Here is a 24,318-nt window from a genome sequence, read left to right as displayed (position 1 = left end):
TCTGCCTTGACTTGCCGCACCTCACCTGCTGAGACAAGATTTTATGACGGAGACGATTTGATGACGCTGCCTCTCATTGCCATTCCCGCCGACATCCGCCATCTCGACAAGGCAGATTGGCACGCCGTTCAAACGCAATATGTCAATGCCGCGGTGCGCGTATCCGGTGTTCTGCCGGTTCTCATTCCAGCGTTGGAAAACGGCATGGATGTTGATTCTGTTCTAAACCGCGTGGATGGCGTTCTGATTTCGGGCTCGGCCAGCAATGTCCACCCTTCTCTCTACGGCGATGACTGGACAGAAGCAGATGGCCCCTTTGATCCCGCTCGCGACGCAACCTCACTGGAACTCATCCGCCGCGCCATTGATCGCGGGATTCCACTTATTGCCATTTGCCGTGGTCTACAGGAGTTGAATGTGGCACTGGGCGGCACCTTGGCCCGCGAAATACAGGATCAGCCCGGCGTGTGGGATCATCGCCGCCCTCCCGTGGAAAGCCGAGATGAGATGTATGCAATCCGCCAGCCCGTTTTCATTGCGGAATGCTCCTGCATTGCCCGTTACCTTGGCCAGTCCGGTGAAATCCAGGTCAATTCCTTGCATCGTCAGGCCATCGGGAAGACCGCACCTCGGCTTCAAGTGGAAGCCAGTGCCGCCGATGGCACTGTGGAAGCGGTCTCCGTGATCGATGCCAAGGGCTTTGCGGTCGGCGTTCAATGGCACCCGGAATATTGGGCCGAGGGCGACACGCCGTCACGCAGGCTGTTCGAAGCCTTTGGCAACGCCGTGCGCGAATATGCAGCACGGCGCAGCTGATTACTTGACTGGCGTTTCCGGCACTGGCGTGCGCAGGTGGCGGCCATTGAACCAGTCGACAATGTTATCGACCACCAGGTCTGCCATATCATTGCGGGTTGGGACTGAGGCGGACGCCACATGCGGCAGCATGGAAAGGTTCGGCAGATCGAAGAAGCCTGCTGGCACGCGCGGCTCATCGTAGAAAACATCGAGGCCCGCCGCCGCGATGGTGCCGGTTTTCAAAGCCTCAAGCAGGTCATCCTCATCTACGCTGGTGCCGCGCCCGACATTGATGAAAACGCCATTGCCCCCCAGCGCCTGAAGCACCTCGGCATTGATGATCTTGTGGGTCTCCGGTGTTGCCGGAATGATGGAAATCAGCGTATCGACTGATTTCGCCAGTTCCAGCAGCGAGGGCGCATAAGTATAAGACACATCCTTGCGCGGCGTGCGCGTGTGATAGCTGATCTTGACTTTGAAGGGTTCAAGACGTTTTGCGATTTCGAGACCGATCCGGCCCAGGCCCAGAAGACCGACGTGGCGGTTCTTCAGCGAAAGCGGGGTCAGGGGGAAGGAGCCTTCTTTTTCCCATCGCCCCTCACGCAAATAGGTTTCGGCTACAGGAAAGCGGCGGATGGTATTCAGCAAAAGGCCAATGGTCGTATCGGCCACCTCATCGTTCAACACATCGGGCGTGTTGGTAACGAAAATACCTTTGGTTGCGGCATGTTTCGCATCCACACCATCGTATCCGACACCAAAATTGGAGATCACCTCAAGCTTTGGAAGCTGATCGATCCATTCCGCTGGCATGCGATTTGCTGTTGCAACGGCACGGATTTGTCCACGCTGTTCCGCGCTCAGATCCATCTCTGAGCCTGACTTGGTCTGGATGAGATCGAATCCCTCCCCCAACCGCTTCACGACGCGCGCATTCATGCCGCCTGGAATGAGAACGGTGATTTTGGCTTCGGTCATGACAAGCTCCTTACGAGATCAGGCGCGGGGGCGATAAGGCCCGGTAGATTGCCGGATGCGCATTTCCGGCTTGATGAGGTGAATACCATCCGGATCGTGGCTTCCGGCGAGACGATCAAGCAGCGCACGGGCGGCCAAACGTCCCACCTCAGTCTGTCCATTCCAGACTGTGGTGAGAGCAGGCGTTGCGATGGACGCCTCTTCGAGATCGTCATAGCCAGTGACGGAAATATCGCGTCCCGGCTGGAGACCGGCACGGGCCACGCCGTTCATAAGGCCAATCGCCACCAGATCGTTCCAACAGACGGCAGCCGTTGGTTTTTGCGGCAGGGAAAGGAAATGCACTGCCGCTTCAAAACCGCCCTGCTTTGTGCGTGGTCCGGGAATGCGCAGGTTCGGGTCCACCTCAATGCCTGCCTTGCGAAGAGCATCGACATAGCCCTGATAACGATCACGGCCCGTTGAGGTTTGATCCGTCCCGCCGATCATGGCAATGCTGCGATGTCCAAGTCCGATCAGGTGATTGGTCGCAAGCGAAATGCCGTAGCTGTCGTCGCCACGGTAGGTGGGCAGATCAACGCCATCCATGGAACGCGCCACCAGGATGGCAGGCATTCCATTCGCTTCAGCCAGCTTCACATCTTCAATCGGCGTGCCGATGGCAGGCGACATGATGACGCCATCGCCACCCAGTTGCAGAAGAGTTTCGATAAACGTCCGCTGCTTCTCGACCGAGTCATAATGATTGGAAAGAATGAAGGTCTGGCGGCTGCGATCGAGCTCGCTCTCAATGGCTTTGAGAATTTCGCCATAGAAGGGGTTCATGATGTCATGAACCACGACGCCGATAATGCCGGAGCGCGATGTGCGCAAACTGGCGGCGCGGCGATTATAGATATAGCCCAGCGCCCGGGCTTGTTCCTTGATCTTCTCTCGCGTATCGACCGCCACCAGCGGACTGTCACGCAGAGCGAGAGATATGGTGGCAGTCGATAGGCCGAGGCTCTCGGCAATCGTAGACAGCTTGACCTTTTGAACCACGTCCCCTCCCCGGCGGATTCTGCACTCCGTTCTAAAAGTTTAGTTAAACAATTTAATTGGGGAGTGCAATCTCTGTCATTACTCCGTCATGTCCACCTCCGCATCGTCCACCGCTTCAGCGCCCATCAGGTTACGATCCATGGCTTTGAGGAGCTTCAAAAGCGTGCGGACTTCCTTACCTGAAAAGCCTTCCAATGCTTGAGCGGCACTGGCGGCGACGGCGGCCTGAATGCGCTCGACCGTATCCAGTCCGGCTTCAGTCAGGTGAACCTTGATGAGGCGGCCATCCTCGCCATCCGGCTTGCGCTGGAGAAAGCCCTGCGCCTCCATGCGTCCCACCGTGCGCGTCATCGTCGGCGCTTTCACGCCAAGGCGTTGGGCCAACTGTCCAGGAGTAAGAGCCTCGCCTTGGGCCAGTTGCAGGATCACTCCATCCTGCCCGGCATAAAGCCCCGCTTCCGCAAGATTTCTGGACAGGACAGTGCGAAGAGAACGCGCCGCTGCCGTCAACACAGGGGCCACGTTTTCCTGGGCGGGGATTGGCTTCTTCTTCCCCGCCTTGTCTTTCTTGTCGCTCTTTTTCTTGCTCATTCAGCCTTGGCCCCGTTTGCCGCTTCCGGCTTTGCCCGCTATATGCTCAGGTTTCAGTGATGAATAGCGAAAGCAGGAGCTTACCGCCAGATGCCCTTGCCGAAACCACGCTTCTACGAGAACGATCCGGCGCTTTCTCCTGCTGAGCGCGCAGATTGGATCGCCGTTTTGCCACTCGGCGCACATGAGCAGCATGGCCCCCACCTTCCCTTTGACACCGACACTCTGATTGCGACAGGTCTGACCGAACGGCTGATCGCAGCTCGTCCCGAAGACTTGGGCGTGACCTTCCTTCCCGTCGAGCGGGTTGGCTATTCCATCGAGCATATGGATGTGGCGGGAACGCGAAGCCTCACTTTTTCCCAGGCCATCAATCGCTGGCTGGCCATAGCCGAAGGTCTTGCCGAGGCGGGTGTTCGCAAATTGGTGATGCTGAACGCCCATGGTGGCAACTCACCGCTGATGACAATTGTGGCGACTGAAGCCCGCGTGCGTTTCGACATGCTGGCTGTCGCAACAAGCTGGACCCGGTTCGGACAACCAGAGGGCTGGATAAAGCCGGAGAACAAGGTAATCGATATCCATGGTGGAGATATCGAAACTTCCGTCATGCTGGCGCTCTACCCGGAGAAAGTGAACATGGGGAGAGCCGCAGACTTTTCGTCACGGCAGCTCGAGTACATGAAAACATTCAAGCATTTGCGCGCCTATGGACCCCATGCCTTTGGCTGGAAAATGTCGGACCTCAATGCCGAGGGCGTGGCTGGAAATGCCGCTGCTGCGACAGCCGCTCGCGGCGAACTGCTGCTAAACCATGCGGTGCAGGGCATTCTGGAATTGCTGGAAGATGTACGCCGCTTCGATGTCAACACACTGTCCTCCCAAACGTGACATTATAACATCGGAAGACCCTTTGAACTGCCGCCAAGACAGCTTATATGAACGCAACCGCTGACGCTCCATTCGCGAGCGCCCTCACTCCCGGAGGTTCTAATGGCCGATACAGCCGCGCAAAAGCCAATTCCTGTAACCGTTCTGACCGGCTATCTCGGTGCTGGCAAAACCACGCTTCTCAACCGCATTCTTTCCGAAAGCCATGGCAAGAAATATGCGGTCATTGTCAATGAGTTTGGCGAGATCGGTATCGATAACGATCTCATCGTCGAGTCGGACGAAGAGATCTATGAAATGAACAATGGCTGCGTCTGCTGCACCGTGCGTGGGGATCTGATCCGCGTCGTTGAAGGCCTGATGCGCCGCCCGGGCCGTTTTGACGGCATCATCGTAGAAACGACGGGCCTTGCCGATCCTGTGCCTGTTGCCCAGACATTCTTCATGGATGACGATGTTCGCGCCAAGACGGAGCTGGATGCAGTTGTGGCCCTGGTCGATGCAAAGCACCTGCCGCTGCGCCTGAAGGACAGCCGAGAAGCGGAAGACCAGATTGCTTTCGCCGATGTCGTCGTGATCAACAAGACCGACCTCGTCTCGCCACAGGAACTTGCAACCATCGAAGAGATTGTCCGCGCCATCAACCCGGCCGCCCGCATCTACAAGACCACTCGCTCAGGCGTTGACCTCGCTCGTGTACTCGATCAGGGAGCCTTCAATCTGGAGCGTGCGCTCGAAAACGATCCGCATTTCCTGGAGCATGGGCACCCGGAACATGTTTGCGGCCCGGATTGCGGCCACGACCATCACCACCACGATCATGATCACCACCACCACGATCATCATGATCATGATCATGATCATGATCATGGGCACGACCACCATCATCATCACGATGCACCCTCTGCTATCCACGATGTCACGGTGAAATCCATTTCGCTGCGCGGTGGCGAAATGCACCCGGATCGCTTCTTCCCGTGGATACAAAAGATCACACAGACGCAGGGTCCAAATATCCTTCGCCTCAAAGGCATCATTGCTTTTGCTGGCGATGACGAGCGCTATGTGGTTCAAGGCGTTCACATGATTATTGAAGGCGATCACCAGCGCGCCTGGAAGGACGGGGAGAAGCGCGAAAGCCGCCTCGTTTTCATCGGTCGCGACCTTGATCGTGAAAAGATCGAGCAGAGCTTCCTCGCCTGCCAGGCGAATGGCTGATCGCAGCAAGAGACAGAAGGATTACGCCTGAAATGCCGACAGTTGCCCCATTTGATATCGAAGGCCACGTTATTGCGGCGCATTTTCTAGGCGACATCCCCTTCTTCGCAACGGCTGCCGGAGAGATTCGGCGGCTCGATGGCGGCGAGAAAGTCACCGAGCTCCATCAGGGCATGCTGACCTGCGTGCGCGATCCCTTTCATGCCTCGCTGCTGACCGGCGGTGAAGATGGCAAGGTGATGCGCGTGGCCGCTGATGGTTCTACGTTGCAAGTGGCGGAAGCGCCGCGCAAGTGGATCAATGTCGTGGCAGGTGGGCCGCAGGGTGCCGTGGCCTACGCTCACGGCAAGGCAAGCCATGTGGTGCTGGCCGATGGAACGACCAAGGAATTTGCCGAGGAACGCACCGTTGAAGGCCTTGCTTTCGCCTCCAAGGGTTTGCGGATTGCAGCAGCCCGTTACAATGGTGTGTCGCTGCATTGGGTGAACACCAATACACCAGCATCCGATTTGGAATGGAAGGGTGCGCATACCGGCGTCACCTTCTCGCCAGACGGTCGCTTCCTGGTTACCACAATGCAGGAAAATGCCTTGCATGGCTGGAAGCTCGATGGGAAGCCGGGTGACCCGCGCCATATGCGCATGACGGGCTATCCCGCCAAGGTCAAATCCTATTCCTGGTCACCCAGGGGCAAGTGGCTGGCCACATCCGGCGCCCCTGCGGCAATCGTATGGCCATTTTCAGCCAAGGATGGCCCGATGGGCAAGGCACCTCTCGAGCTTGGCACACGTGCCAATGTGCTCGCCACCTGCGTCAGCTTCCATCCTGCAGAAGAGGTTCTCGCCATCGGCTTTATCGATGGCATGGTGCTGGGTGTTCGCGTGGGCGACGGCAAGGAAGCGCTGCTGCGCCGCCCCGGCAATGGTGCCATTACCGCTTTGAGCTGGAGCGGCAATGGCAAGCTTCTGGCATTCGGATCGGAAACCGGTGATTGCGGCGTGATCGATATCGCCGGCTGAGGCTATGGCTTCTGGCATTTTCGATGCCAGAAGCCTCTGCATGTCAAAAAACTCAAAGCAGCTGCAGGCTTTGTCCTTTTAGACAAGGCTTTCTGCTGAGAGCACATTCTCCAGCATCCGCCGGTTCGTCGCGATCGGCACGAGGTGGGGCTTCTTCTTGGATTTCAGTTGCTGAGATACCAGCATGCCTATTTCCTTTGCAGGTTTGGCATCCAGCATATCTGCATGTCCAGCATTGATTGGAATGACATCCAGATTGCCGCGTGTGTGCTCCAACCAGGCGGCAGGATCGTATTTCAAGACTTCTCTCAACTTGGGAGATGCCATGGAGCGTGCCTGGAACATGTGAATATCGACATCGACACGACCCGGCACGAACCTATTGCTCATTTCCAGATGCTGCACGATAGCACCTCTGACACGCGCGAACATTTGAGGATTGTTTAGTTTCAGCTCGCGCTCGAACGTGGTGCCGTTAAATTCCCACTGATCGAGAAGAAAGACTTCCAGTTCGTCCACTGTCGGGTTGTCGCCGAGTGCCATGGCATCGTGGCCCAGGAAAGCAAGTGCCTGTTGGACAAGGAAGCCTTGCCGTTCCGCCACATCGATTTTGGTGTTGGTGAACGGATAAGAATCCAGCATCCCCAAATATGAAACACTGCCACCGCCTTGCACGATCTGGCGCGTCATTTCGTGCGCGACAAGTCCGCCCATGGACCAGCCGAGCAGTCGATAAGGGCCTGTGGGCTGAATCTCCCTGATCCGGCTCACATACCGCTGTGCCATGGATTCGATGGTATCATCCGGTCGCAAACCTTGCTCCGCATAGGCATCGGATTGAAGGGCATGGATCGGCACGTCTGGATCGAGTGACTGGGAAAGAGCCGCAAACTTCCAACCAAAACCGACGCCCGGATGAATGCAGAAAAGCGGCGCTTCATGTCCCCCTTCCCGCAACGGAAGAACGGGCTGGAAGTAGTTCACATCCGATGGTTTTTCCAAAACCACAGCTAGACGGGCAATTGTAAAGGAATCCAGAAGGGCAGCAATCGGCACATCCGGCAGCCCAACATCGCGCAGAGCTGAAATCATGACCGCTGCGGAGAGAGAATCACCTCCCAGCTCGAAGAAGTTGTCATGGATGCCGACCGAAGTAAGCCCAAGCACATTGCACCAGATTTTCGCAACGCGCTTTTCCAGTTCCGTAGACGGCAGTACCGCCTGTACTTTCGCCGTCTCGCGGGGCTCGGGCAGTGCACGGCGATCAATCTTGCCATTCGTATTCAACGGCATGGCGTCCAGCACGATGAAATCGGATGGGATCATATGCGCTGGCAGGAAGCCGGTGAGCTTGTGTTGCAGCGCCTTCGTGGTCAGATGCTGTCCCTGTTCCATCACCAGATAGGCAATGAGACGCATGCGCTGGCTGGCATCGGGCTTTGCGACAACGACGGCCTGATACACCCCCTCCTGAGACGCAATGACTGCTTCGATCTCGCGCAGCTCGACCCGGAAACCACGGATTTTTATCTGGTCATCATTCCGACCCAGATATTCCAGCACACCATCGCTGCGCCACTGAACCAGATCACCTGTTTTGTAAATTCGACCGCCATCCTGCGTGAATGGGTTTTGCAGAAAACGCTCTTGCGTGAGATCGGGGCGATGGAGATAACCTTTGGCAACACCGAGACCGCCAATATAGAGCTCCCCCGGAACTCCAACCGCGACGGGTTTGAGATTACGATCCAGAACATAAACCTGCGTGTTCAGGATTGGACGTCCGATAGGCGTGGTCTCAAGGTCATGGCCCGTTAACTGCATGGCTGTAGACCAGATCGTCGTCTCGGTCGGTCCATACACGTTCAAGACGGGATGGCCCATAAGCGCCATCTTGCGAGCAAGATCCGATGGCAGCGCCTCCCCACCGACCAGTGACCGCAAGCCCTTGAGCCGTTTGCCGAATTCATGCGCAAGAGAGCGCCAAAGCGATGGCGTGGCCTGCATGAGGCACACGTTTTCCCGCTCGATGAGATTGACCAGTCTTGCCGGGTCCTTCACCACATCACGCGGTACAATGACGGTTGCCGCACCCGCCGTCAGAGGCAGAAAGAGTTCCAGCCCTGCAATGTCGAAGGCGACCGTGGTGACAGCGGCAATCTTCTGACCGGCTTCCAGCCTCAGCATCTCCTGCATGGCCTGCAAGAAGTTCAGAAGTGAGAGATGCGATATTTCCACGCCCTTTGGACGGCCAGTGGAACCCGATGTGAAGATAACATAGGCAGTATCATCGCCCGATGGCATGACGGAGGCCACTGGCCCGCGGATTTCCGGCAATTGCTCATCCATATATAAGGTTCGACCATGAACCGACGGCAGCTGGCGAACCGTGTCCCGCGTCGTCATCAGGGCGGCAGGCTTTGCATCCTCAAAAATCATGGAAAGGCGATGGACCGGATCTTCCGGATCAACCGGCAGATAGGCAGCACCGGCTTTGTGGATCGCAATCATCGCCACCAGCATGGTCAGTGACCGGGGAACCGCGACAGCCACAAGATCGCCACGGCCAATGCCTTCCTGCCGCAGCACTGCTGCCCAGCGATCCGAGAGGCAATCGAGATCGAAATAGCTTGTACTACGATCACCAAAGCGTGCGGCCAAGGCATCCGAGTGCTGGCAAGTCTGCATCTGGAACAGTTCAAGCCAGCTTTGGCCGTTCACAGGCTTCTGCGTCCGGTTCCACGTGTGGAGAAGGGTGTGCAGTTCTGGTTCTGAGAGCAGGGAAACTGCATGCACCGGGGTCTCTGGCACTTCCAAGATAGCATCCAGCATCCGTTTGAAACGCACCTCATGCGTCTTCAAATCTTCCAACGTATAAAGACCAGGATTGGCATCAAAATCCAGTTCGACATCCTGATCTGTACCCCGATCATAGGCAAAGATGGTGAAATCGCTCATCGTGCCATTGGAAAGATTGTGTGCTGTGGTCGGATGTCCATCGAAGCGCAGATCGTAGTTGAAGGGCTCAATGTTCACGCCCAGGCTGACTAGCTGGTCTTCCTGCTTGTTCATGCTCAGGTCACGACGCATGTCTTCGTAGCGATAGCGCTGATAGCGCAGTGCCCGCATCATCTGCTGCCCGACCTGTTTGGCCAAATCCGACCAATTCACGTCTGCCCCGATGCGGAAACGCAAGGGCACACCGTTCGCCATCATTACAGGCAGGCGACGCATGGCGGGGCTCGTGCGCGCCGTAACCATGGTGGCCATCGTCAAGTCTTCACTGTCAGTCGCACGGGCATAATAGGCCGCGACGAGCGCGATCAGGCATTGCGGCAGGGTGCAGCCAATCTCCTTGCCTAGCGCGGATAGCTTCTCCACCTGCTCACGTGGAAGCTTTGCGCGATGGCGAAGAATGCCGCCAGACATTGTGCCGCGTCGGTTCGCGAGGGTTACAAGCGGCGGCATATCCTGCAGCTGCGACAGCCAGTAATCGCGATCACGAGCGAAGCTGCTAGAGGTCCTGTATTGCTCCTCCAGATCGAGCGCATCCTGCATACTGCCAAGTTCGGTAGGAGGGATGGGATCGTTGTTTATGAGCGCGGTATAAATCTGCGATACCCGATGGGCAATCAAGACACCACAAAACCCGTCCATGATGATATGGTTGGCGCGGTGAAACCAGACCCAGTGGTCATGCGCCACCCGCAGCAAGGCGCTGTCCCACAAGAGGCGGCCATCGCCCTTCACAATCTCCTTTTGCATCCAGTCGTATGCTGCACTGCGAGCATCAGCGCTATTTGAAAAATCATGAACCTCAAACGGCTCAATGCGCTTATCGCGGATCGAAAAATGAGGGACGTGCGCGACCTCCACCAACTCACTGCGCGCGCCCTCAATTTCGTTAGAGACCATTTCAAGGCTTGTTGTGAACACACCGGGATGGATGGGTCCATGAATTTCAATAGCTTCGGCAATATCGAATAAAGTGTCACTGGAGGAGAAGCGTTGCTTCAGCCATATGCCTTTCTGCGCGGAGGTCAAAGCTTTCAAGGAGGTTTTCGTAAGCAATTCCCTCTCCTATAGATAGGTTATAAAAAATTTATTCATGGAAAAACAGTCACTGAAAAAACGTAATTTCGTTTTTGTATGAAAGCACCTTAAAACTATGGGTGTATTAGTAATCCACTTTGCTATTTCTGATAAATTTAAAAAATTGAAGTAATCGATCCAAATTTTTTAACGTGAACAGTTATTATATTATTAGAGCTTCAAAAGAGGAGATTCAGCCTCCACATTCCCCATAGTGCATAAAAATGATACAGAATCATGAAGGCGCGCCGCACAGGCGGCTGTGCGCGCGCTCGCACCGCAGCAAAAATAATCTTTGATGTGGATTTTTCTCGACCACCGCAAACCGGAGGGACGCTCCCGGGGTGATGGCTTCTCGGCCGGCATCATCAATTTTCCTGATGTGCGAGCTCCGGTTTGAATGGAATTGCTATCGCAGTGCACCAAGCTCGAAGCGCAAAGAATGTCACCGGCGTTATAATCAAACAAAATCGAGGGCCGACACCTGAGTGCCGACCCTCGCTCACCTCTTTTAAGAAGAAACCTGCCACGGTGCCGGATGCCCCCATCCGAACGATTCTTCCTCGAGGTAGACGTAAAATCAGAAGCGGTAGGTTACACCTGCACCCACCAGCCAGGGATCAAGCTTGGCTTTGCCCGAAAGCAAACCACCTGCGGTGTTTGCGCTCCATTTCGTATCGAGGAAGATCTTCTTCACGTCGAAGTTGAGGCCCCAATGCTCATCCAGCATATAGTCAAAGCCGACCTGTAGTGCGGCACCAACATGATTATCAACCTTCAGATTACTGAAGCCGGGCTTGGTGGTTTCGTTGTAGAAGAAGGTATAATTCAAGCCGGCGCCAATATAGGGCTTGAAAGCACCTAAATCGGTGAAATGATACTGCAGCGTAACAGTAGGCGGCAGTATCCAGGTTTTCCCGACTGGCGTGCCAGCCAGAACACCATCGCCACTGATCTTTGAACTCGTTGTGCCAAGGATCAGTTCGGCGGCGACATTGTCCGTGAAGTAATAGGAGATATCCAGTTCGGGGGTGATCGAATTCGAATACTTCAAGTCCGACCCAGCCACGCCGTTCACCGAACCCTTGTCATTTGGAATAACGCCAAGCGCGCGGACACGAACCTGCCATGGGCTGTGCGACGCAGCAACGGCCTCATGGGCAGCCTGAACCGGATCGGATACCGTCAGGTCCGCAGCCTGCGACGCGCCGGAAAGAACGACCGTGGCCGCACCCAAAATTGCAGCAATCGCTGGTCCGCTCTTGATCATGATACTCTCCTTGCAACAATCAATCTCATGCGATGGGGAGAGGTTTAGTTGTAATCGTCGCAAAGAGCTTGATCGGCATCAAACGCGTTTGACGAAGGTCAAGGCCCTGATTGAATTACAAAAAATCACACAGCACAGTGCAATTTTGCAACACCTGCGCCTGCTGTCTTTAACGAGAAATTAGTCGTTTCGGAAACTGTATCAGCTTTGAGGATCATTCTCAGGGAAAGCGCGTTCTGACTTCGCAAAGCCGGAGCAGACGCATGACCGATTATAATCTTATAACCGATTTTCTCGCCACGTTCCGCGCTTTGCCGGACATTATAAAAACAATCTGGCTGGTCTTTCCGCCCACAGTTCTCCTGGCGGTCCTTGTTTTCTGGCTGAAGTACAGCCGGAGCAGAATGCCAGAGGAGCAAATCCTGGAGGCTCTGACGCGGATCGATATTCGCCCTGTCCACCCAACACATATACCGCTGCTTTGCGACCGTCCCGGTGTTCAGGTTGAGAGTAAGTTGGACATCAATAGGTGACATGATCATTCAAGATCATGTCACAAGGTCTTGTCAGGCGGCGCGGCGCTGCTCGATAGTGCGGGAAAGCTTACGGCCCGACGCCGTCAACATACCGACGGCACCCTCCAGCCAGCCAGCCTTTAGCTCCAACCCCAGAAAACGCTCACGGGCAAACGGACCCGGCATGACGAGGTGCTGTGCCTTGGAGGCAAAGAAACCGAAACGCTCGTAATACGGCGCGTCGCCAACCAGAAGAATGGCACCGTGACCGCGTGCGCTCGCCTCCGCGATAGCCGACCGCACAAGGGCTGCGCCAATTCCCTTGCCTTCATGCGCCTGATCCACAGCCAACGGTCCGAGCAGAAGCGCGTCAACCGCGACGCCATCCGCACCCACACCCGCCTCCACATTCCAAAGGCGCACTGTGCCGATGACATGTCCCTCGTCATCGCGAGCCACAAGGGCTAACCCTTCTGCGGGAAGACGTCCACGACGCAGCTTCTCCGATGACTTCCTGCGACGACCAGGTCCCATGGCGCGATCCAGCAAATTTTCGCGCGCAACGATATCTGCCGGGGTCTCGGTAGCAATGATGAAGGAGTTCCGCGCAAACAGGGCGCGTACAGAATCAAGAACAGCGGCCATCTTGGCCTCCGAAGCTCAACACCGTTCAGACGGCTCGAAAAAGAATTGTGAGATGCGGCTCCGGCTACAAACCGGAGCCAGCCAATCAGATCACATAGGCCTTCAGCGGATCGAAGCCGTTGAAGGCAACCGCCGAATAAGTGGTCGTGTAGGCACCCGTGCCTTCGATCAGAACCTCATCACCCACCGTCAGCGAGATCGGCAGAGGGTACATGTTCTTTTCGTATAGAACATCGGCGGAATCGCATGTTGGGCCAGCGATGACGCAAGGCTCCATCTCGTCACCGTCACGCTCCGTGCGGATCGGGTAACGAATGGCTTCGTCCATGGTTTCTGCCAGACCGCCGAACTTGCCGATATCGAGGAAGACCCAACGATGTTCGTCATTGTCGGACTTCTTGGAAACCAGAACGACTTCCGCCTTGATCACACCCGCATTGCCCACCATGCCGCGGCCCGGCTCGATGATGGTCTTCGGCAGGTTGTTGCCAAAGTGCTTGCGCAGCGAAGCGAAGATCGCCTGACCATATTCCTCAGCAGACGGGATGTCGCGCAGATACTTGGTCGGGAAGCCGCCGCCCATGTTCACCATCTGCAGGAAAATGCCCTGCTTGGCGAGCTGTGCGAAAACACGCTTGGCATCGGCCAGAGCGGAATCCCAGGCATCGACCTTGGTCATCTGCGAGCCAACGTGGAAAGAGACGCCGTAGCTTTCCAGACCCAGTTGATGTGCATAAACAAGCACGTCCACCGCCATCTGCGGAACGCAGCCGAACTTGCGAGACAGCGGCCATTCGGCACCTTCGCCATCGGTCAGAACGCGGCAGAATACGCGGGCACCAGGGGCTGCACGGGCAACCTTTTCCACTTCCTCGTGGCTATCCACCGCAAACAGGCCAACGCCGAGTTCGAAAGCGCGCGCAACATCGCGTTCCTTCTTGATGGTGTTGCCGAAGGAAATGCGGTCAGCGGAAGCACCGGCGGCCAGCGCCATCTGGATTTCAGCGACGGAGGCGCAGTCGAAGTTGGAACCCATGGAAGCGAGAAGCTTCAGGATTTCAGGCTCGGGATTGGCCTTTACCGCATAGTAAATCGCGCTATCCGGCAGAGCATGACGGAAGGCGGTGTAATTGTTGCGCACGACATCAAGGTCAACGACGAGGCACGGGCCTTCCGGACGTTGGGTGCGGAGAAAGTCGAGAATGCGAGCGGTCGTCGTCATTGGTCTAATCCCTATAGAGCTTCTCCGGCAAGCCGAAGGACAAAGACGCGCAAGCAGATGAGCGAGGCCCGGCCGGTGGAAAATCCCGGAGCTTCACTCGCGCCTGAATGCGCAGGGTTTGGGTCAACGCCCTGCCAAGAGCATTGATCCGGCTTTGTCTGCCATGGATTGGAGGGGATTATCCCAACCGCACTTCCGGCAATGATGGTGTGCCTCTTCAGTATTGCAGGCTGATGGAAAGCCTGCAGAGACTAGAAAGGCCCGCACCGTCGTTGCTTCAAGATGTCCTCGCATTTTCCGGTTGGCCGGAATAGCGACTGGAGGGGTTAGTTCCAGGTACCTTACCGATTTTCCTCACCACTCGAGGGTCGGCGGACACCCACAGGCACGTGCGACTTTGGGCAGCACGGAAATATGAATATTCGCCGTCATAATCAAGGGCTTTTTTCACACGGCTGAAAATTTCACATTGCACAACGATGCGTAACGCTCCACGAAGGAGACAACGCTAGAAAAGGGACGAGAGTGTGGACACGCTGACGCGCATGCGCGCCTTCATTGATGTGGTGGAAGCGGAAGGTTTTTCAGCCGCCGCCCGCCGCACCGGACGTTCAAAAGCCTTGCTTTCCAAGTATGTCCGTGAATTGGAGGACGATCTTGGCGCATTGCTTTTAAACCGCACCACGCGCCAATTTTCCATGACAGAGGCTGGCCACACCTATTACCGAACAGCTTCGGATATTCTGAAAGAGATCGATAATCTCGCCGATCTGGTTCGCGAGAATAATGCGGATCTCAAAGGACGCTTGAGAATTTCCGCGCCGCGCACCTTTATCGATGCCGATGTTGGGCAGTCGCTCATCGATTTTGCCAAGGCTCATCCCGAGGTTTCGCTCGATATCGTCGCTGAAGACCGATTCGTGGACCTGATCGAGGAAAATTTTGACCTCGCCATCCGAATCACGCGGCTTGAGGATTCCGGCATGATTGCGCGCAAGCTTTCCGACTTTCGGGTTCATGCCTGTGCCACAGCCGATTATGTGGCCCGATTCGGTCCCTTGAAACATCCGCAGGATCTTGTCGGCAAGCCGGTTATCATCGATACCAATGCGCGCTCGCATAACCATCTTCGGTTCCGTAACCTGGATGGCAGCAACCTTTCGGTCTCGGTTGCCGGGCCAATCGAGGTCAACAGTCCGCAGGCAACCCTCCGTGCTGCAAAGGCCGGTCTCGGTGTCGCTTTGATTCCGGATTTCGTTGCCAAGGCAGCGATCGAATCCGGCGAGCTTGTGACTTTGTTCGATGAGTATATCGACAAGGACCGCGGCATTTACGCCGTTTATCCGCATCGCCGCTATCTTCCCGCTAAAGTGCGAAGCTTCGTCGATTTTCTCTCCAACTGGTTCCGCAAATCCTTGTGAAAGCAAGACGGCAGGGCACTGCTCTGTTGACGCTGGCCGAAATTCCGTCCCATTTGCGGGCGAAATCAGCGCTAACGCTTCACAGGATTCGGCAATGACCAGATACGGGTGGCTCGCTGCCGCAGCACTTATCCTCTCCCCCCTGCCCGCATTGGCTCATCCGCACATATTCGTGGAAGCGCGCATGGAGGTGCTGGCCGATGACAAGGGTCAGATTTCCGAAGTGCGCAATATCTGGCGTTTCGACGAGATGTTCTCATCCAGCGTGCTTCTGGATTTCGACAAGAACACCAATGGCAAGCTCGATCCGCCGGAACTTGCGGAACTGGGCGAGACCATGCGTAACTCGCTTGTCGATTTTCATTACTTCACCACCATCACCATGAACGGTAAAAACATTCCGGTGCAGAAGCCGGATGTGATCCATGTCACCTTTCAGGACAATCAGGTGCTCGCCTTCTTCGCCGTCAAACCAAGCGAGGCCGTTCCATTGAAGGGCAAGCTCACTTTCGGCATATACGATCCGTCCATGTACACCTCGCTCGACTTCCCGAATGATAAGGATCTCGTGCCGGAGGGCAAAGCGTTCGCTGCCTGTCAGCACAAGGTGGTGCGCCCCAACCCGGATGAGGTGATCGCCCAGAACCAGTCTTCCCTCACGGACGCATTCTTCAACGATCCGACAGGCACGGACATGACAAAGCTTTTTGCCACCCGCCTGGAGGTGACATGCTGAGTAAACGCGTCGTACCCGTTGCGATCCTGGCATTGCTGGGTTTCGTGGTCGCGGCCCATGCGCAGTCTCCCCTTGGCGTCGGAACAGCCGAACCATCCTTTAATACAACAGGCTTTTTCGGCCCCTATCTCGGCTGGATCAATGTCTGGCAGCAAGCCTTCTACCGCGAACTAACCGGTGCGCTCCGCGACATGCGGCAAGACCCATGGGCGCTGAAAGGTCTGATCGGACTTTCGTTCGCCTATGGCATATTCCACGCGGCCGGACCTGGGCACGGCAAGGCCGTGATCTCTTCCTACATGATCGCCAACGAAACCGCCCTTCGTCGTGGCATTCTGATTTCCTTCATCAGTGCCCTTCTTCAAGGTCTGGCAGCGATCCTTCTCGTGGCTGTCGCCTATCTTCTTCTACGCGGCACAGGCATCACCATGACCAAGGCAACCTGGGCCATGGAAATCGCAAGCTTCGGGCTGGTCGCACTGTTCGGCTTCTGGCTGCTCGGTAAGAAGCTCGTCGCGCTGTGGCCGCAACGCTCATCCCTGCCCATCTTCGCTCATGCCGCACCTGCCGGTGGCCCGACAGGACTTCGTTTTGAAGCGGTGGAAGTGGGTCATGACCACAAGGATCTGGCGGCTGGGGAATACTGCGCTGATTGCGGCCAGCTGCACATTCCAAACCCTGCTGCACTGCGCGAGAAGGATTTCCACTGGCGGGAAGCCTGGTCGGCCATGATTGCAGTCGGGCTTCGCCCTTGCTCCGGTGCCATTCTGGTCATGAGCTTCTCACTGCTCAATGGGCTTTATCTCGGCGGGGGGCTGTCCGTGCTCGCCATGTCAATCGGCACGGCGATGACTGTTTCGATCCTTGCGATCGTTGCGGTGACAGCAAAGGATCTCGCTGTGCGTCTGGCTGGCAAGCGCTCGCGCACAGCAAACCTCGTGACCAACGCCATCGAGATTTTCGGCGCGCTTTTCATTATCGTGGTCGGTTTGAGCCTGCTTGCCGCCTCGCTTCAAGGCACGGGATTACAAGGTTTCTGATGCTCAGCGATCCTGGCTGCGCTGGTGTCTTGCCCGCAGCCAGAAGACCAGAAAGAAGGATAGAACCGCAAGCGTACCGAAGGCTGCTGCAAGCCATGGCGAAAAATCCGCCAGCCACAACATGATCGCGGGCATGGCGAAAAACAGCAGCATGAAACCAAAGAAGATAATTGCCGCGGCAATGGCGGGCGAACGGCCAGATCTATTTGTCATGCTGCCTTATCCTGCAACTCCGCACGGATGGCTTCCAGTTTCCGCTTCTGATGTCCGTGCTCATCGAAGTTGGCAGGGTCCAGCCATGCCTCAAAGGCCTTTGCCAGCAGCGGCCACTCGCTATCGATGATCGAAAACCAGGCCGTATCACGGTTTTCGCCGCGCGAAATCATGTGCTGGCGAAACACGCCTTCGAAGGTGAAGCCATACCGGAGTGCAGCGCGCTTGCTCGGCTCGTTGCCATTGTGGCACTTCCACTCGTAGCGGCGATAGCCCAAATCCTCGAATACGTGACGGGCCAACAGATATTGCGCTTCTGTGGAAAGAGGTGAGCGCGACATGCCCGCACCGTGAGCGATGGACCCGACTTCTACCACGCCATTGGCTGCATCGGGACGCATATAGGTCGCCATGCCCACCACTTCGCCATCTTCCTTGTCACGAAAGACAAGCGTGACATAGCCGAGGCGGTGATTGATATCCTCTATCCAATCGGCAAATTGTTCTGGGTGGTTATAGCTTTTGTTTGGAAAATAGCGGATGAGATCGTTGATGCCGTCTCCTGCCCCAAGCGCCTCCCACAGCGTTTGAATATGCACTGCCCGTTCATAAGGCTCGACAATGACATAGCGACCCTCCAGCCGCACCGGCGAAGGCGGCGGGCAGCCCTTGAATTCGGCAAGATCACGCATGGTTCTTCCCCTCCATTACCGCTTCAGGCTTAGGGGAGTAGCGCGGCAAAGGCAATGTTCGCTCATGCCGCACCCGAATGCTTTTCAAGCTGACCGCGTCAGCAATGTCACAGGCTGACCTTGGCAGAAGAAACCGTGGCTTCGATGTGATCCACCAAGGGGTCCGGTAGCTTCAAGCGTCCGGCCAGAAGATCGAGATAGCCGCGTTCGGCGCGTGTATCGGGGTCTATGGCCAGGCGAGAGGCGGTGTAGATTTCCACGCGCTGCTCCTCAGTGCGGCCAGCAGCCACCAGAGCGTCAAGATCGATGGGATCAGCGAGTTCCTTGGCCAGAAAGGCTTCCGCTTCGGAACCCAGATCTACCTCGTGCACCTTCTGCATGATATTCTGCCGCTCGAAAGCGTCGATATGCCCATCTGCCTTGGCGGCGGCTATCATGGCCCTCAATAGCGTCAGGGCGAAATCATTGCTCAGTGTCGCCGACTGCGGATGGAACGGTGAATCCGCTGGAAGTTGGAGCGCTGCCAGATCATTTGGCACGCCCTGCGGCTTCTGTCCGGACTGGTAGTTGCGGTAGGCGAGATAGCCAAGGCCGGCAATGGCGGCAATGCCGCCCACGGTCGCTACATTTCCGGCGAGCTTGCGGCCTGTCTTGGTGCCAAGGATGGCGGCAGCCAGGGCGCTTGCCTTCATCGGGTTGTTACGGGCAAAGCTGCCCGCCTGTTCGGCACGCCCTTTGACCGACCCGGACAATCCGGGGATTTGTGACCCCAGAAACTGGTCAAGCAGCTTTTTCGCGTCGAACATTCATCTTCTCCCTGTTGAACTCAAGGAGAAGATAGGAACGTATCTCCGCATTACAAAGGCAATCAGCCCTTAAGTGCGAAGGCTTCCGATGCCAGTTTCGTGATCGCCGCCCAATCGCCAGCGCCAACAAGCTCCTTCGGCGCAACCCATGAACCGCCAACGCAGACAACGTTCGGCAGCGAGAGATAATCGCGCGCGTTCTTCAAAGAGATGCCACCCGTTGGGCAGAACAGTGTTCCCGCAAGTGGAGATGACAGCGCCTTCAGATAGGCCGAACCACCAGCCTGTTCAGCGGGGAAGAACTTCATGACGTCATAGCCCGCCTCGCGAAGCGTCATCACTTCGCTGGCTGTTGCCGCACCTGGCAAAAGCGGCACCTCAGAATCCTTCGCGGCGCTTAGCACGCCCGGTGCCACACCAGGGCTCACGATGAAGGTTGAGCCGGCCTTGACGGCCGCTTCAAAATCACGCGCATTCAAAATCGTTCCAGCACCGACATTGGCACCTTCCACTTCGGAAGCAACCGCCTTTACCGCATCCAGTGCCGCAGGTGTGCGCATGGTGATCTCAATTGCCCGCAAGCCTCCCGCGACGAGCGCACGAGCCAAAGGCACGGCAGACGCCGCATCTTCCACGATCAGCACCGGCACGACCGGCTGAAGTTTCAGGATGGAAAGCAGACCTTCGGTCTTGCTGCTCATGATCGATCTCCCGTTAGACGGATTTTAAACGATTGAATTAGCTGCGAAGGGCATAGCGCGACAGGCTGTCGCTGTCGAGGAAAAAACCGTTTCGGCCTGGACCAAGCACTGGCCTCGCCCCATTCTTTGCAATAGGTTAGAGGATAACTAAGGACGGACAACCGCATGGCAAAGGAAATCGAACGTAAATTTCTGGTGCGGTCACAGGACTGGCGAGAGAAGGCGGTATCGCAGGCGAGCCTGATCCAGGCCTATATCGCCGTGGATGAAAACCGGAACGTCCGGGTTCGCATCAAGGATGGCGCACAGGCCACCCTCACCATCAAGATCGGACATAGTGCACTGGTGCGTGATGAGTTCGAATATGAGATCCCGGTGAGCGATGCGGAGGAACTTGCTCGCACGGCCATTGGCATTATCATCGAGAAGAAGCGACACCATGTGCCGCATGACGGCAAAGTCGTCGAGGTCGATGAATATGAGGGCTTCTATTCCGGGCTCGTGGTTGCGGAAGTTGAACTTGATAGTGAAGAGGATGCCTTTGAGCCGCCAGCCTGGCTGGGCGAAGAGGTAACCGGCGACGGCCGTTACTCGAATATGATCCTTGCCACCCAGGACCTCGCTTTGGAGCTTATACATGGCGTATCGCATCAAGCCCTCTAAGTCCTTCAGCGCCGAGTTTTCTCGTGCCGTTGAAGAACAGTTGCGCCGGGCGATCGATGTTCTGGAACAGCGTCCTGAAGGCACGCATGAGGCCATTCACGCCGCTCGAAAACGCTTCAAGCGCCTGCGCGCTCTCTACCGACTTGTTGAACCGGAGGCCAAGGAGTTCCGCAGACAAGAGAATGAACGCATTCGCGATATGGCCCGAACGCTTTCTACCGTGCGCGATGCGACGGCGCTCGTGGAAACGCTGGATTATCTAAAATCCCGATCGAGTGACCAAGAAGAGGCAGAAGCGCTCAAGCTTGCGCAGAATGCTCTGCGTGAGCGCCGTGATCAGATTGCCGAAGAGGCGGAACACGATCTGGAGGCGAAGCTAACCCAGGCGATTTCGACATGCCGGGATGCGATACAGGCTCTGGAGGCCCTGGACCTGCCGGAAGGGCGTGGACGCACCGCCAAACGGCTTGAAAAAGTCTGGCGCAAACACTTGAGGAAATCGCACAAGGCGCTGGAATCCTGCCATGCCAGCCATACTGAAACCGCTTTCCATGAGCTTCGCAAATGCGGCCAGATCTACTGGATGCATCTGCAATTGCTGAAAGACCTTTGGCCAAGTGCCATGGAGGCAAAACGCGAACAGGTGAAGCATCTGGTCGATCTTCTTGGCCATGAGCATGATCTGAGCGTGCTGATGCAAACGATCAACGAAAATCCGGATCTGCTTCCCACAAGCGAAACTCTGGCGTTGCTGCTTGGTGTCGTTATTCGAACGCAGCAGGCGCTTCGCACGGATGTCATGCCTCTTGCAGAACGTATCTTTAATGATGCGCCAGCACAGGAAGCGTCGATCATCGCGACGCTGTGGCTCGAAGCGGCAGACTGATTGGCCTAGGACGAAATCCAATATTTGGGATCAAATTGCTTCTGACTGACTATCAATTTCATAGCGCTACGATGTCGTTTTCTTGCTGAATATTCAACATTTTTTAATTTAGACCAAGCACCTTGCCCTCGGGAACAACAGGGGGAATATGCTTTGCTGACGCGCCGCAGTTTATGCGCCATGGCATTTGGCGTCTTTTGCGTTTCCAGTATTGCGCAAGCAGCTGGAGGCGATACGATCTATTACAACTCTGCCGGCGGGAAAGAGAAGACACTGGGCTTCGAAGTTCTCAAGTTGGCCATTGAAAAATCGGGTAAAAACTACAGTCTGAAACCATCACCCACCGGCTACAGCTCAAATGCCGGCATGGTGGATGCTATCGCGAACGGCGCGCAGATCGATATCGCCTGGGTCAATGCTTCCAAAGCCGTTTCCACAAAGCTTCTCTCTGTACCCTTTCCCGTCGATATGGGCCTGGGCGGTTATCGCCTCTTTCTCATTGATGGCAGCCGCCAAAGTGAGTTCAGCCAGGTCAAGAACCTCGCAGACCTCAAAAATTTCATAGCGCTGCAGGGAACCGGCTGGGCTGACGTGGACGTGCTGCGCAAATCGGACCTCACCGTTCGCACCGGGCCGCAGAAAAATCTCTACCGTATGACCATCGGCAAGCGTGGCGATTACTTCGCGCGAGGCGTGAATGAGGCTCTCAACGAGCAGGCCAAACAAGTGGCGGAACTTCCATCACTTGCTGTCGAAAAGAACCTTGTTCTGCAATATCCTTCCGCTTCGATCTTTTACGTTTCCCGCAATCGACCTGATTTGCGCGACGACCTGATGCGCGGGCTGGAAGCTGCGTGGCAGGATGGATCGTTTGAAAAGGTCTTCCTCTCCTATCCGGATATCATGCTGGCGCTAGAAAAAGGCGACCTGAAAAACCGGACAATCATCAAGATACCGAACCCCAATCTGCCGGATGATATTCTGGCGATGGACACGCGCTACTGGTTCAACCCGCAAAAATAGCCCGCCTCACGCTGTCTCGCCGCCCAGACAAGCAAATGCGGGACGTATTCGAGATTTTCAGGATCAAGACCATGTTCAAAAGCAAATCCGTTCGCATGCAGGTGATGCTACCTTCATTGGCCCTCATTGCCGTTGGTTCTATCGCCATCAGCGCCTATTCTGTCTGGTCGCAGGCAGATTCTGCCCGTGAACTTTTTGAGCGCAAGGTGCGCCTGACGGCGTCCATGACCACCGCTGGCGCCTCCACCGCCATGTGGCAGTTCGACAAGGGTTTGGCGAAAGACACGTTCGAACCGGCGACAACCGATAACGATTTCCGCGCTGCCGTTGTTCTGGACAACACCGGCAAGGCTTTCTTTTCCTCAGGCGAAGCGCAGGCGATCACCTCCGCGACTGAGCTTGCTGGCAAACAGGCTGCCACTGCTAATGAAGACAATCTTCGCTTCTCCGTCGTGCCGTTGAAGCACACGGAAGAAGGAAAGGAAATGACCATCGGCACCATGGTGCTCGCTTTCGATACGGAAGCGATCATGCGTGACACGTGGTCGTCCCTGCTGGGCCAGGCAGCCATTGCCGGTCTCACTCTGCTGGCTTCAGCTTTTGCGCTGATGTTCCTGCTGCGCGGCATTACCGAGCCTCTCATCTCGCTGTCCGCAGTCATGAAGAAGCTCTCCGGCGGCGCTTTGGAAACAGACGTGCCAAACCAGAACCGCGCCGACGAGATCGGCGAGATGTCTCGCGCCGTCCAATATTTCAAGGAAAGCGTTCAGCAGTCACTCAATCTGCAGCAGGATGCCGATGCCAGCCGCAAGATGGTTGAGAAGCAGCGCCTTGAGCAGGAAAACAGTGAACAGCAGCGCATGCAGTCGATGATGGAAGCAAACCAGGCGCTGGCACATGGCTTGAGTGCATTGTCACGTGGCGACCTGACCGTGCAGCTTAATCAACGCTTTGCACCGGAATACGAAGACCTGCGCACCAATTTCAACGATGCTGTTCAGCAGTTGCGCCAAACCATGTCGGTCGTCGTGTCCTCTGCCATGAACATTGATGCCGGCACCCGCGACATTGCCAGCAATACCAATGATCTGTCTCGCCGCACGGAGCAGCAGGCAGCATCGCTGGAAGAAACTGCGGCCGCTCTTGATGAGATCACGACCAATGTTTCCTCATCGCTTCACCTGACTGAGGAAGCCCGCCGCGTGGCGACGGAAGCCAACCAGAGCGCTGAAAAATCCGGTGCTGTGGTGGCTGAAGCCGTGGAAGCCATGAGCCGGATCGAATCCTCTGCCACGCAGATCTCCAATATCATCGGCGTGATCGATGAAATTGCGTTCCAGACCAATCTCCTCGCGTTGAATGCAGGCGTTGAGGCGGCGCGTGCTGGCGAGGCAGGCAAGGGCTTTGCTGTCGTGGCACAAGAAGTGCGCGAACTTGCCCAGCGCTCGGCCAATGCAGCCCGCGAAATCAAGGTTCTCATCCAGAACTCGACAACGGAAGTGGGTGCCGGCGTGCGACTGGTATCGGATACCGGAACGGCGCTTTCCAGCATCGGCCAGTTGATCGTTGCCATCAACGAACATGTCAGCGCCATCGCCACCTCGGCACGTGAGCAGTCCACCGGGTTGAAGGAGATCAATACCGCCGTCAATCACATGGACCAGAGCACGCAGCAGAACGCCGCCATGGTGGAAGAAACCAGTGCCGCATCGGAAGCACTTGCTGCCGAAGCAACGCGCCTGCGGGAGTTGATGGTACAGTTTAATCTGGATGCCAAATCAGCAGCCCGGATGGCGCAAAGAGCCGCCTGAGTTCTTTTCATTAAAGTTCATCCCCGTTTCATGGCGGGGATGAAAC

The 24,318-nt window shown here is 56.2% G+C and carries 23 protein-coding genes; 12 read left to right on the top strand and 11 right to left on the bottom strand.

Features of this window, described 5'->3' with window-relative positions; genetic code table 11:
• Positions 1 to 60 precede the first annotated feature (60 nt).
• Positions 61 to 816 carry a gamma-glutamyl-gamma-aminobutyrate hydrolase family protein gene (locus tag AC0JZ1_RS04525; RefSeq protein WP_471881246.1) on the top strand — a complete coding sequence of 252 codons (756 nt, stop codon included), beginning with the start codon at positions 61 to 63 and terminating at the stop codon, positions 814 to 816.
• On the opposite strand, the gene AC0JZ1_RS04520 is transcribed toward AC0JZ1_RS04525, so the two are convergent.
• From AC0JZ1_RS04520 to AC0JZ1_RS04510, 3 genes are all read right to left on the bottom strand, one after another.
• On the bottom strand, positions 817 to 1,776 hold the full coding sequence (locus AC0JZ1_RS04520; protein WP_471881245.1) for a 2-hydroxyacid dehydrogenase: 960 nt from the start codon (positions 1,774 to 1,776) through the stop codon (positions 817 to 819).
• A gap of 18 nt (positions 1,777 to 1,794) precedes the next feature.
• The gene (locus AC0JZ1_RS04515; RefSeq protein WP_471881244.1) at positions 1,795 to 2,817 is read right to left on the bottom strand and encodes a LacI family DNA-binding transcriptional regulator; all 1,023 of its coding nucleotides are present in this window, start codon (positions 2,815 to 2,817) and stop codon (positions 1,795 to 1,797) included.
• 78 nt (positions 2,818 to 2,895) lie between these two features.
• Entirely contained in the window at positions 2,896 to 3,408 is a 513-nt protein-coding gene (locus tag AC0JZ1_RS04510; protein WP_471881243.1) for a MarR family winged helix-turn-helix transcriptional regulator, read from the bottom strand.
• 90 nt (positions 3,409 to 3,498) lie between these two features.
• Here AC0JZ1_RS04510 and AC0JZ1_RS04505 point away from each other — a divergent pair, with 90 nt between their 5' ends.
• From AC0JZ1_RS04505 to AC0JZ1_RS04495, 3 genes are all read left to right on the top strand, one after another.
• Entirely contained in the window at positions 3,499 to 4,299 is an 801-nt protein-coding gene (locus AC0JZ1_RS04505) for a creatininase family protein (protein WP_471881242.1), read from the top strand.
• Positions 4,300 to 4,401: 102 nt separating this feature from the next.
• Positions 4,402 to 5,517, top strand: coding sequence for a CobW family GTP-binding protein (locus tag AC0JZ1_RS04500; RefSeq protein ID WP_471881241.1), 1,116 nt, complete (start codon positions 4,402 to 4,404; stop codon positions 5,515 to 5,517).
• Positions 5,518 to 5,549: 32 nt separating this feature from the next.
• On the top strand, positions 5,550 to 6,536 hold the full coding sequence (locus AC0JZ1_RS04495) for a WD40 repeat domain-containing protein (RefSeq protein ID WP_471881240.1): 987 nt from the start codon (positions 5,550 to 5,552) through the stop codon (positions 6,534 to 6,536).
• Positions 6,537 to 6,614: 78 nt separating this feature from the next.
• On the opposite strand, the gene AC0JZ1_RS04490 is transcribed toward AC0JZ1_RS04495, so the two are convergent.
• Together AC0JZ1_RS04490 and AC0JZ1_RS04485 are read right to left on the bottom strand one after the other, a co-directional pair.
• Positions 6,615 to 10,607: an amino acid adenylation domain-containing protein gene (locus AC0JZ1_RS04490; protein WP_471881239.1), complete on the bottom strand. Its 3,993-nt coding sequence runs from the start codon at positions 10,605 to 10,607 to the stop codon at positions 6,615 to 6,617.
• A 601-nt stretch (positions 10,608 to 11,208) separates the two neighbouring features.
• Positions 11,209 to 11,898, bottom strand: a complete 690-nt coding sequence (locus AC0JZ1_RS04485) for an OmpW/AlkL family protein (RefSeq protein WP_471881238.1) — start codon at positions 11,896 to 11,898, stop codon at positions 11,209 to 11,211.
• A gap of 263 nt (positions 11,899 to 12,161) precedes the next feature.
• Here AC0JZ1_RS04485 and AC0JZ1_RS04480 point away from each other — a divergent pair, with 263 nt between their 5' ends.
• Positions 12,162 to 12,431, top strand: coding sequence for a hypothetical protein (locus AC0JZ1_RS04480; protein ID WP_471881237.1), 270 nt, complete (start codon positions 12,162 to 12,164; stop codon positions 12,429 to 12,431).
• A 33-nt stretch (positions 12,432 to 12,464) separates the two neighbouring features.
• On the opposite strand, the gene AC0JZ1_RS04475 is transcribed toward AC0JZ1_RS04480, so the two are convergent.
• On the bottom strand, positions 12,465 to 13,058 hold the full coding sequence (locus AC0JZ1_RS04475) for a GNAT family N-acetyltransferase (RefSeq protein ID WP_471881236.1): 594 nt from the start codon (positions 13,056 to 13,058) through the stop codon (positions 12,465 to 12,467).
• An 85-nt stretch (positions 13,059 to 13,143) separates the two neighbouring features.
• Positions 13,144 to 14,280 carry an ornithine/lysine decarboxylase gene (gene odc2, locus AC0JZ1_RS04470; protein WP_471881235.1) on the bottom strand — a complete coding sequence of 379 codons (1,137 nt, stop codon included), beginning with the start codon at positions 14,278 to 14,280 and terminating at the stop codon, positions 13,144 to 13,146.
• A gap of 527 nt (positions 14,281 to 14,807) precedes the next feature.
• On the opposite strand from odc2, the gene AC0JZ1_RS04465 reads away from it, so the two are divergent.
• The 3 genes from AC0JZ1_RS04465 to AC0JZ1_RS04455 all read left to right on the top strand — a co-directional run bounded on the left by AC0JZ1_RS04465 (position 14,808) and on the right by AC0JZ1_RS04455 (position 17,477).
• A complete protein-coding gene (locus AC0JZ1_RS04465) occupies positions 14,808 to 15,701 on the top strand; it encodes a LysR family transcriptional regulator (protein ID WP_471881234.1) in 894 nt (297 codons plus the stop codon).
• Between the two features lie 94 nt (positions 15,702 to 15,795).
• Complete coding sequence (locus AC0JZ1_RS04460) at positions 15,796 to 16,437, top strand: DUF1007 family protein (protein WP_471881233.1); 642 nt, start codon at positions 15,796 to 15,798, stop codon at positions 16,435 to 16,437.
• Positions 16,431 to 17,477: a nickel/cobalt transporter gene (locus AC0JZ1_RS04455; protein WP_471881232.1), complete on the top strand. Its 1,047-nt coding sequence runs from the start codon at positions 16,431 to 16,433 to the stop codon at positions 17,475 to 17,477. The genes AC0JZ1_RS04460 and AC0JZ1_RS04455 overlap by 7 nt, the downstream gene beginning before the upstream one ends.
• Positions 17,478 to 17,480: 3 nt before the next feature.
• On the opposite strand, the gene AC0JZ1_RS04450 is transcribed toward AC0JZ1_RS04455, so the two are convergent.
• The 4 genes from AC0JZ1_RS04450 to AC0JZ1_RS04435 all read right to left on the bottom strand — a co-directional run bounded on the left by AC0JZ1_RS04450 (position 17,481) and on the right by AC0JZ1_RS04435 (position 19,889).
• On the bottom strand, positions 17,481 to 17,690 hold the full coding sequence (locus AC0JZ1_RS04450) for a hypothetical protein (RefSeq protein WP_471881231.1): 210 nt from the start codon (positions 17,688 to 17,690) through the stop codon (positions 17,481 to 17,483).
• Positions 17,687 to 18,382: a GNAT family N-acetyltransferase gene (locus tag AC0JZ1_RS04445; RefSeq protein ID WP_471881230.1), complete on the bottom strand. Its 696-nt coding sequence runs from the start codon at positions 18,380 to 18,382 to the stop codon at positions 17,687 to 17,689. Before AC0JZ1_RS04445 ends, AC0JZ1_RS04450 begins: the two co-directional genes overlap by 4 nt.
• A gap of 107 nt (positions 18,383 to 18,489) precedes the next feature.
• Positions 18,490 to 19,188 carry a tellurite resistance TerB family protein gene (locus AC0JZ1_RS04440; protein ID WP_471881229.1) on the bottom strand — a complete coding sequence of 233 codons (699 nt, stop codon included), beginning with the start codon at positions 19,186 to 19,188 and terminating at the stop codon, positions 18,490 to 18,492.
• Between the two features lie 62 nt (positions 19,189 to 19,250).
• The gene (locus AC0JZ1_RS04435; protein ID WP_471881228.1) at positions 19,251 to 19,889 is read right to left on the bottom strand and encodes a 2-dehydro-3-deoxy-phosphogluconate aldolase; all 639 of its coding nucleotides are present in this window, start codon (positions 19,887 to 19,889) and stop codon (positions 19,251 to 19,253) included.
• A gap of 165 nt (positions 19,890 to 20,054) precedes the next feature.
• Between AC0JZ1_RS04435 and AC0JZ1_RS04430 the strand changes: the two genes are divergently transcribed.
• The 4 genes from AC0JZ1_RS04430 (at position 20,055) to AC0JZ1_RS04415 (ending at position 24,272) form a co-directional block, all read left to right on the top strand.
• Positions 20,055 to 20,552, top strand: a complete 498-nt coding sequence (locus AC0JZ1_RS04430; protein ID WP_471881227.1) for a CYTH domain-containing protein — start codon at positions 20,055 to 20,057, stop codon at positions 20,550 to 20,552.
• Positions 20,527 to 21,438: a CHAD domain-containing protein gene (locus AC0JZ1_RS04425; RefSeq protein WP_471881226.1), complete on the top strand. Its 912-nt coding sequence runs from the start codon at positions 20,527 to 20,529 to the stop codon at positions 21,436 to 21,438. The genes AC0JZ1_RS04430 and AC0JZ1_RS04425 overlap by 26 nt, the downstream gene beginning before the upstream one ends.
• Positions 21,439 to 21,618: 180 nt before the next feature.
• Positions 21,619 to 22,461: a hypothetical protein gene (locus AC0JZ1_RS04420; protein WP_471881225.1), complete on the top strand. Its 843-nt coding sequence runs from the start codon at positions 21,619 to 21,621 to the stop codon at positions 22,459 to 22,461.
• A 71-nt stretch (positions 22,462 to 22,532) separates the two neighbouring features.
• A complete protein-coding gene (locus AC0JZ1_RS04415; RefSeq protein WP_471881224.1) occupies positions 22,533 to 24,272 on the top strand; it encodes a methyl-accepting chemotaxis protein in 1,740 nt (579 codons plus the stop codon).
• Positions 24,273 to 24,318 lie beyond the last annotated feature (46 nt).

This window comes from Affinirhizobium capsici (genome assembly GCF_977018625.1).
This window is presented reverse-complemented; position numbering and strand designations above follow the sequence as displayed.

Bases quoted from the DNA above. Each gene is read 5' to 3' on its own strand.
- AC0JZ1_RS04510 (WP_471881243.1), bottom strand. From the start codon at position 3,408: ATGAGCAAGAAAAAGAGCGACAAGAAAGACAAGGCGGGGAAGAAGAAG.
- AC0JZ1_RS04455 (WP_471881232.1), top strand. From the start codon at position 16,431: ATGCTGAGTAAACGCGTCGTACCCGTTGCGATCCTGGCATTGCTGGGT.
- AC0JZ1_RS04450 (WP_471881231.1), bottom strand. From the start codon at position 17,690: ATGACAAATAGATCTGGCCGTTCGCCCGCCATTGCCGCGGCAATTATC.
- AC0JZ1_RS04505 (WP_471881242.1), top strand. From the start codon at position 3,499: ATGCCCTTGCCGAAACCACGCTTCTACGAGAACGATCCGGCGCTTTCT.
- AC0JZ1_RS04445 (WP_471881230.1), bottom strand. From the start codon at position 18,382: ATGCGTGATCTTGCCGAATTCAAGGGCTGCCCGCCGCCTTCGCCGGTG.
- AC0JZ1_RS04430 (WP_471881227.1), top strand. From the start codon at position 20,055: ATGGCAAAGGAAATCGAACGTAAATTTCTGGTGCGGTCACAGGACTGG.
- AC0JZ1_RS04415 (WP_471881224.1), top strand. From the start codon at position 22,533: ATGTTCAAAAGCAAATCCGTTCGCATGCAGGTGATGCTACCTTCATTG.
- AC0JZ1_RS04495 (WP_471881240.1), top strand. From the start codon at position 5,550: ATGCCGACAGTTGCCCCATTTGATATCGAAGGCCACGTTATTGCGGCG.
- AC0JZ1_RS04525 (WP_471881246.1), top strand. From the start codon at position 61: ATGACGCTGCCTCTCATTGCCATTCCCGCCGACATCCGCCATCTCGAC.
- AC0JZ1_RS04485 (WP_471881238.1), bottom strand. From the start codon at position 11,898: ATGATCAAGAGCGGACCAGCGATTGCTGCAATTTTGGGTGCGGCCACG.
- AC0JZ1_RS04435 (WP_471881228.1), bottom strand. From the start codon at position 19,889: ATGAGCAGCAAGACCGAAGGTCTGCTTTCCATCCTGAAACTTCAGCCG.
- odc2 (WP_471881235.1), bottom strand. From the start codon at position 14,280: ATGACGACGACCGCTCGCATTCTCGACTTTCTCCGCACCCAACGTCCG.
- AC0JZ1_RS04420 (WP_471881225.1), top strand. From the start codon at position 21,619: ATGGCATTTGGCGTCTTTTGCGTTTCCAGTATTGCGCAAGCAGCTGGA.
- AC0JZ1_RS04440 (WP_471881229.1), bottom strand. From the start codon at position 19,188: ATGTTCGACGCGAAAAAGCTGCTTGACCAGTTTCTGGGGTCACAAATC.
- AC0JZ1_RS04500 (WP_471881241.1), top strand. From the start codon at position 4,402: ATGGCCGATACAGCCGCGCAAAAGCCAATTCCTGTAACCGTTCTGACC.
- AC0JZ1_RS04475 (WP_471881236.1), bottom strand. From the start codon at position 13,058: ATGGCCGCTGTTCTTGATTCTGTACGCGCCCTGTTTGCGCGGAACTCC.
- AC0JZ1_RS04480 (WP_471881237.1), top strand. From the start codon at position 12,162: ATGACCGATTATAATCTTATAACCGATTTTCTCGCCACGTTCCGCGCT.
- AC0JZ1_RS04520 (WP_471881245.1), bottom strand. From the start codon at position 1,776: ATGACCGAAGCCAAAATCACCGTTCTCATTCCAGGCGGCATGAATGCG.
- AC0JZ1_RS04425 (WP_471881226.1), top strand. From the start codon at position 20,527: ATGGCGTATCGCATCAAGCCCTCTAAGTCCTTCAGCGCCGAGTTTTCT.
- AC0JZ1_RS04460 (WP_471881233.1), top strand. From the start codon at position 15,796: ATGACCAGATACGGGTGGCTCGCTGCCGCAGCACTTATCCTCTCCCCC.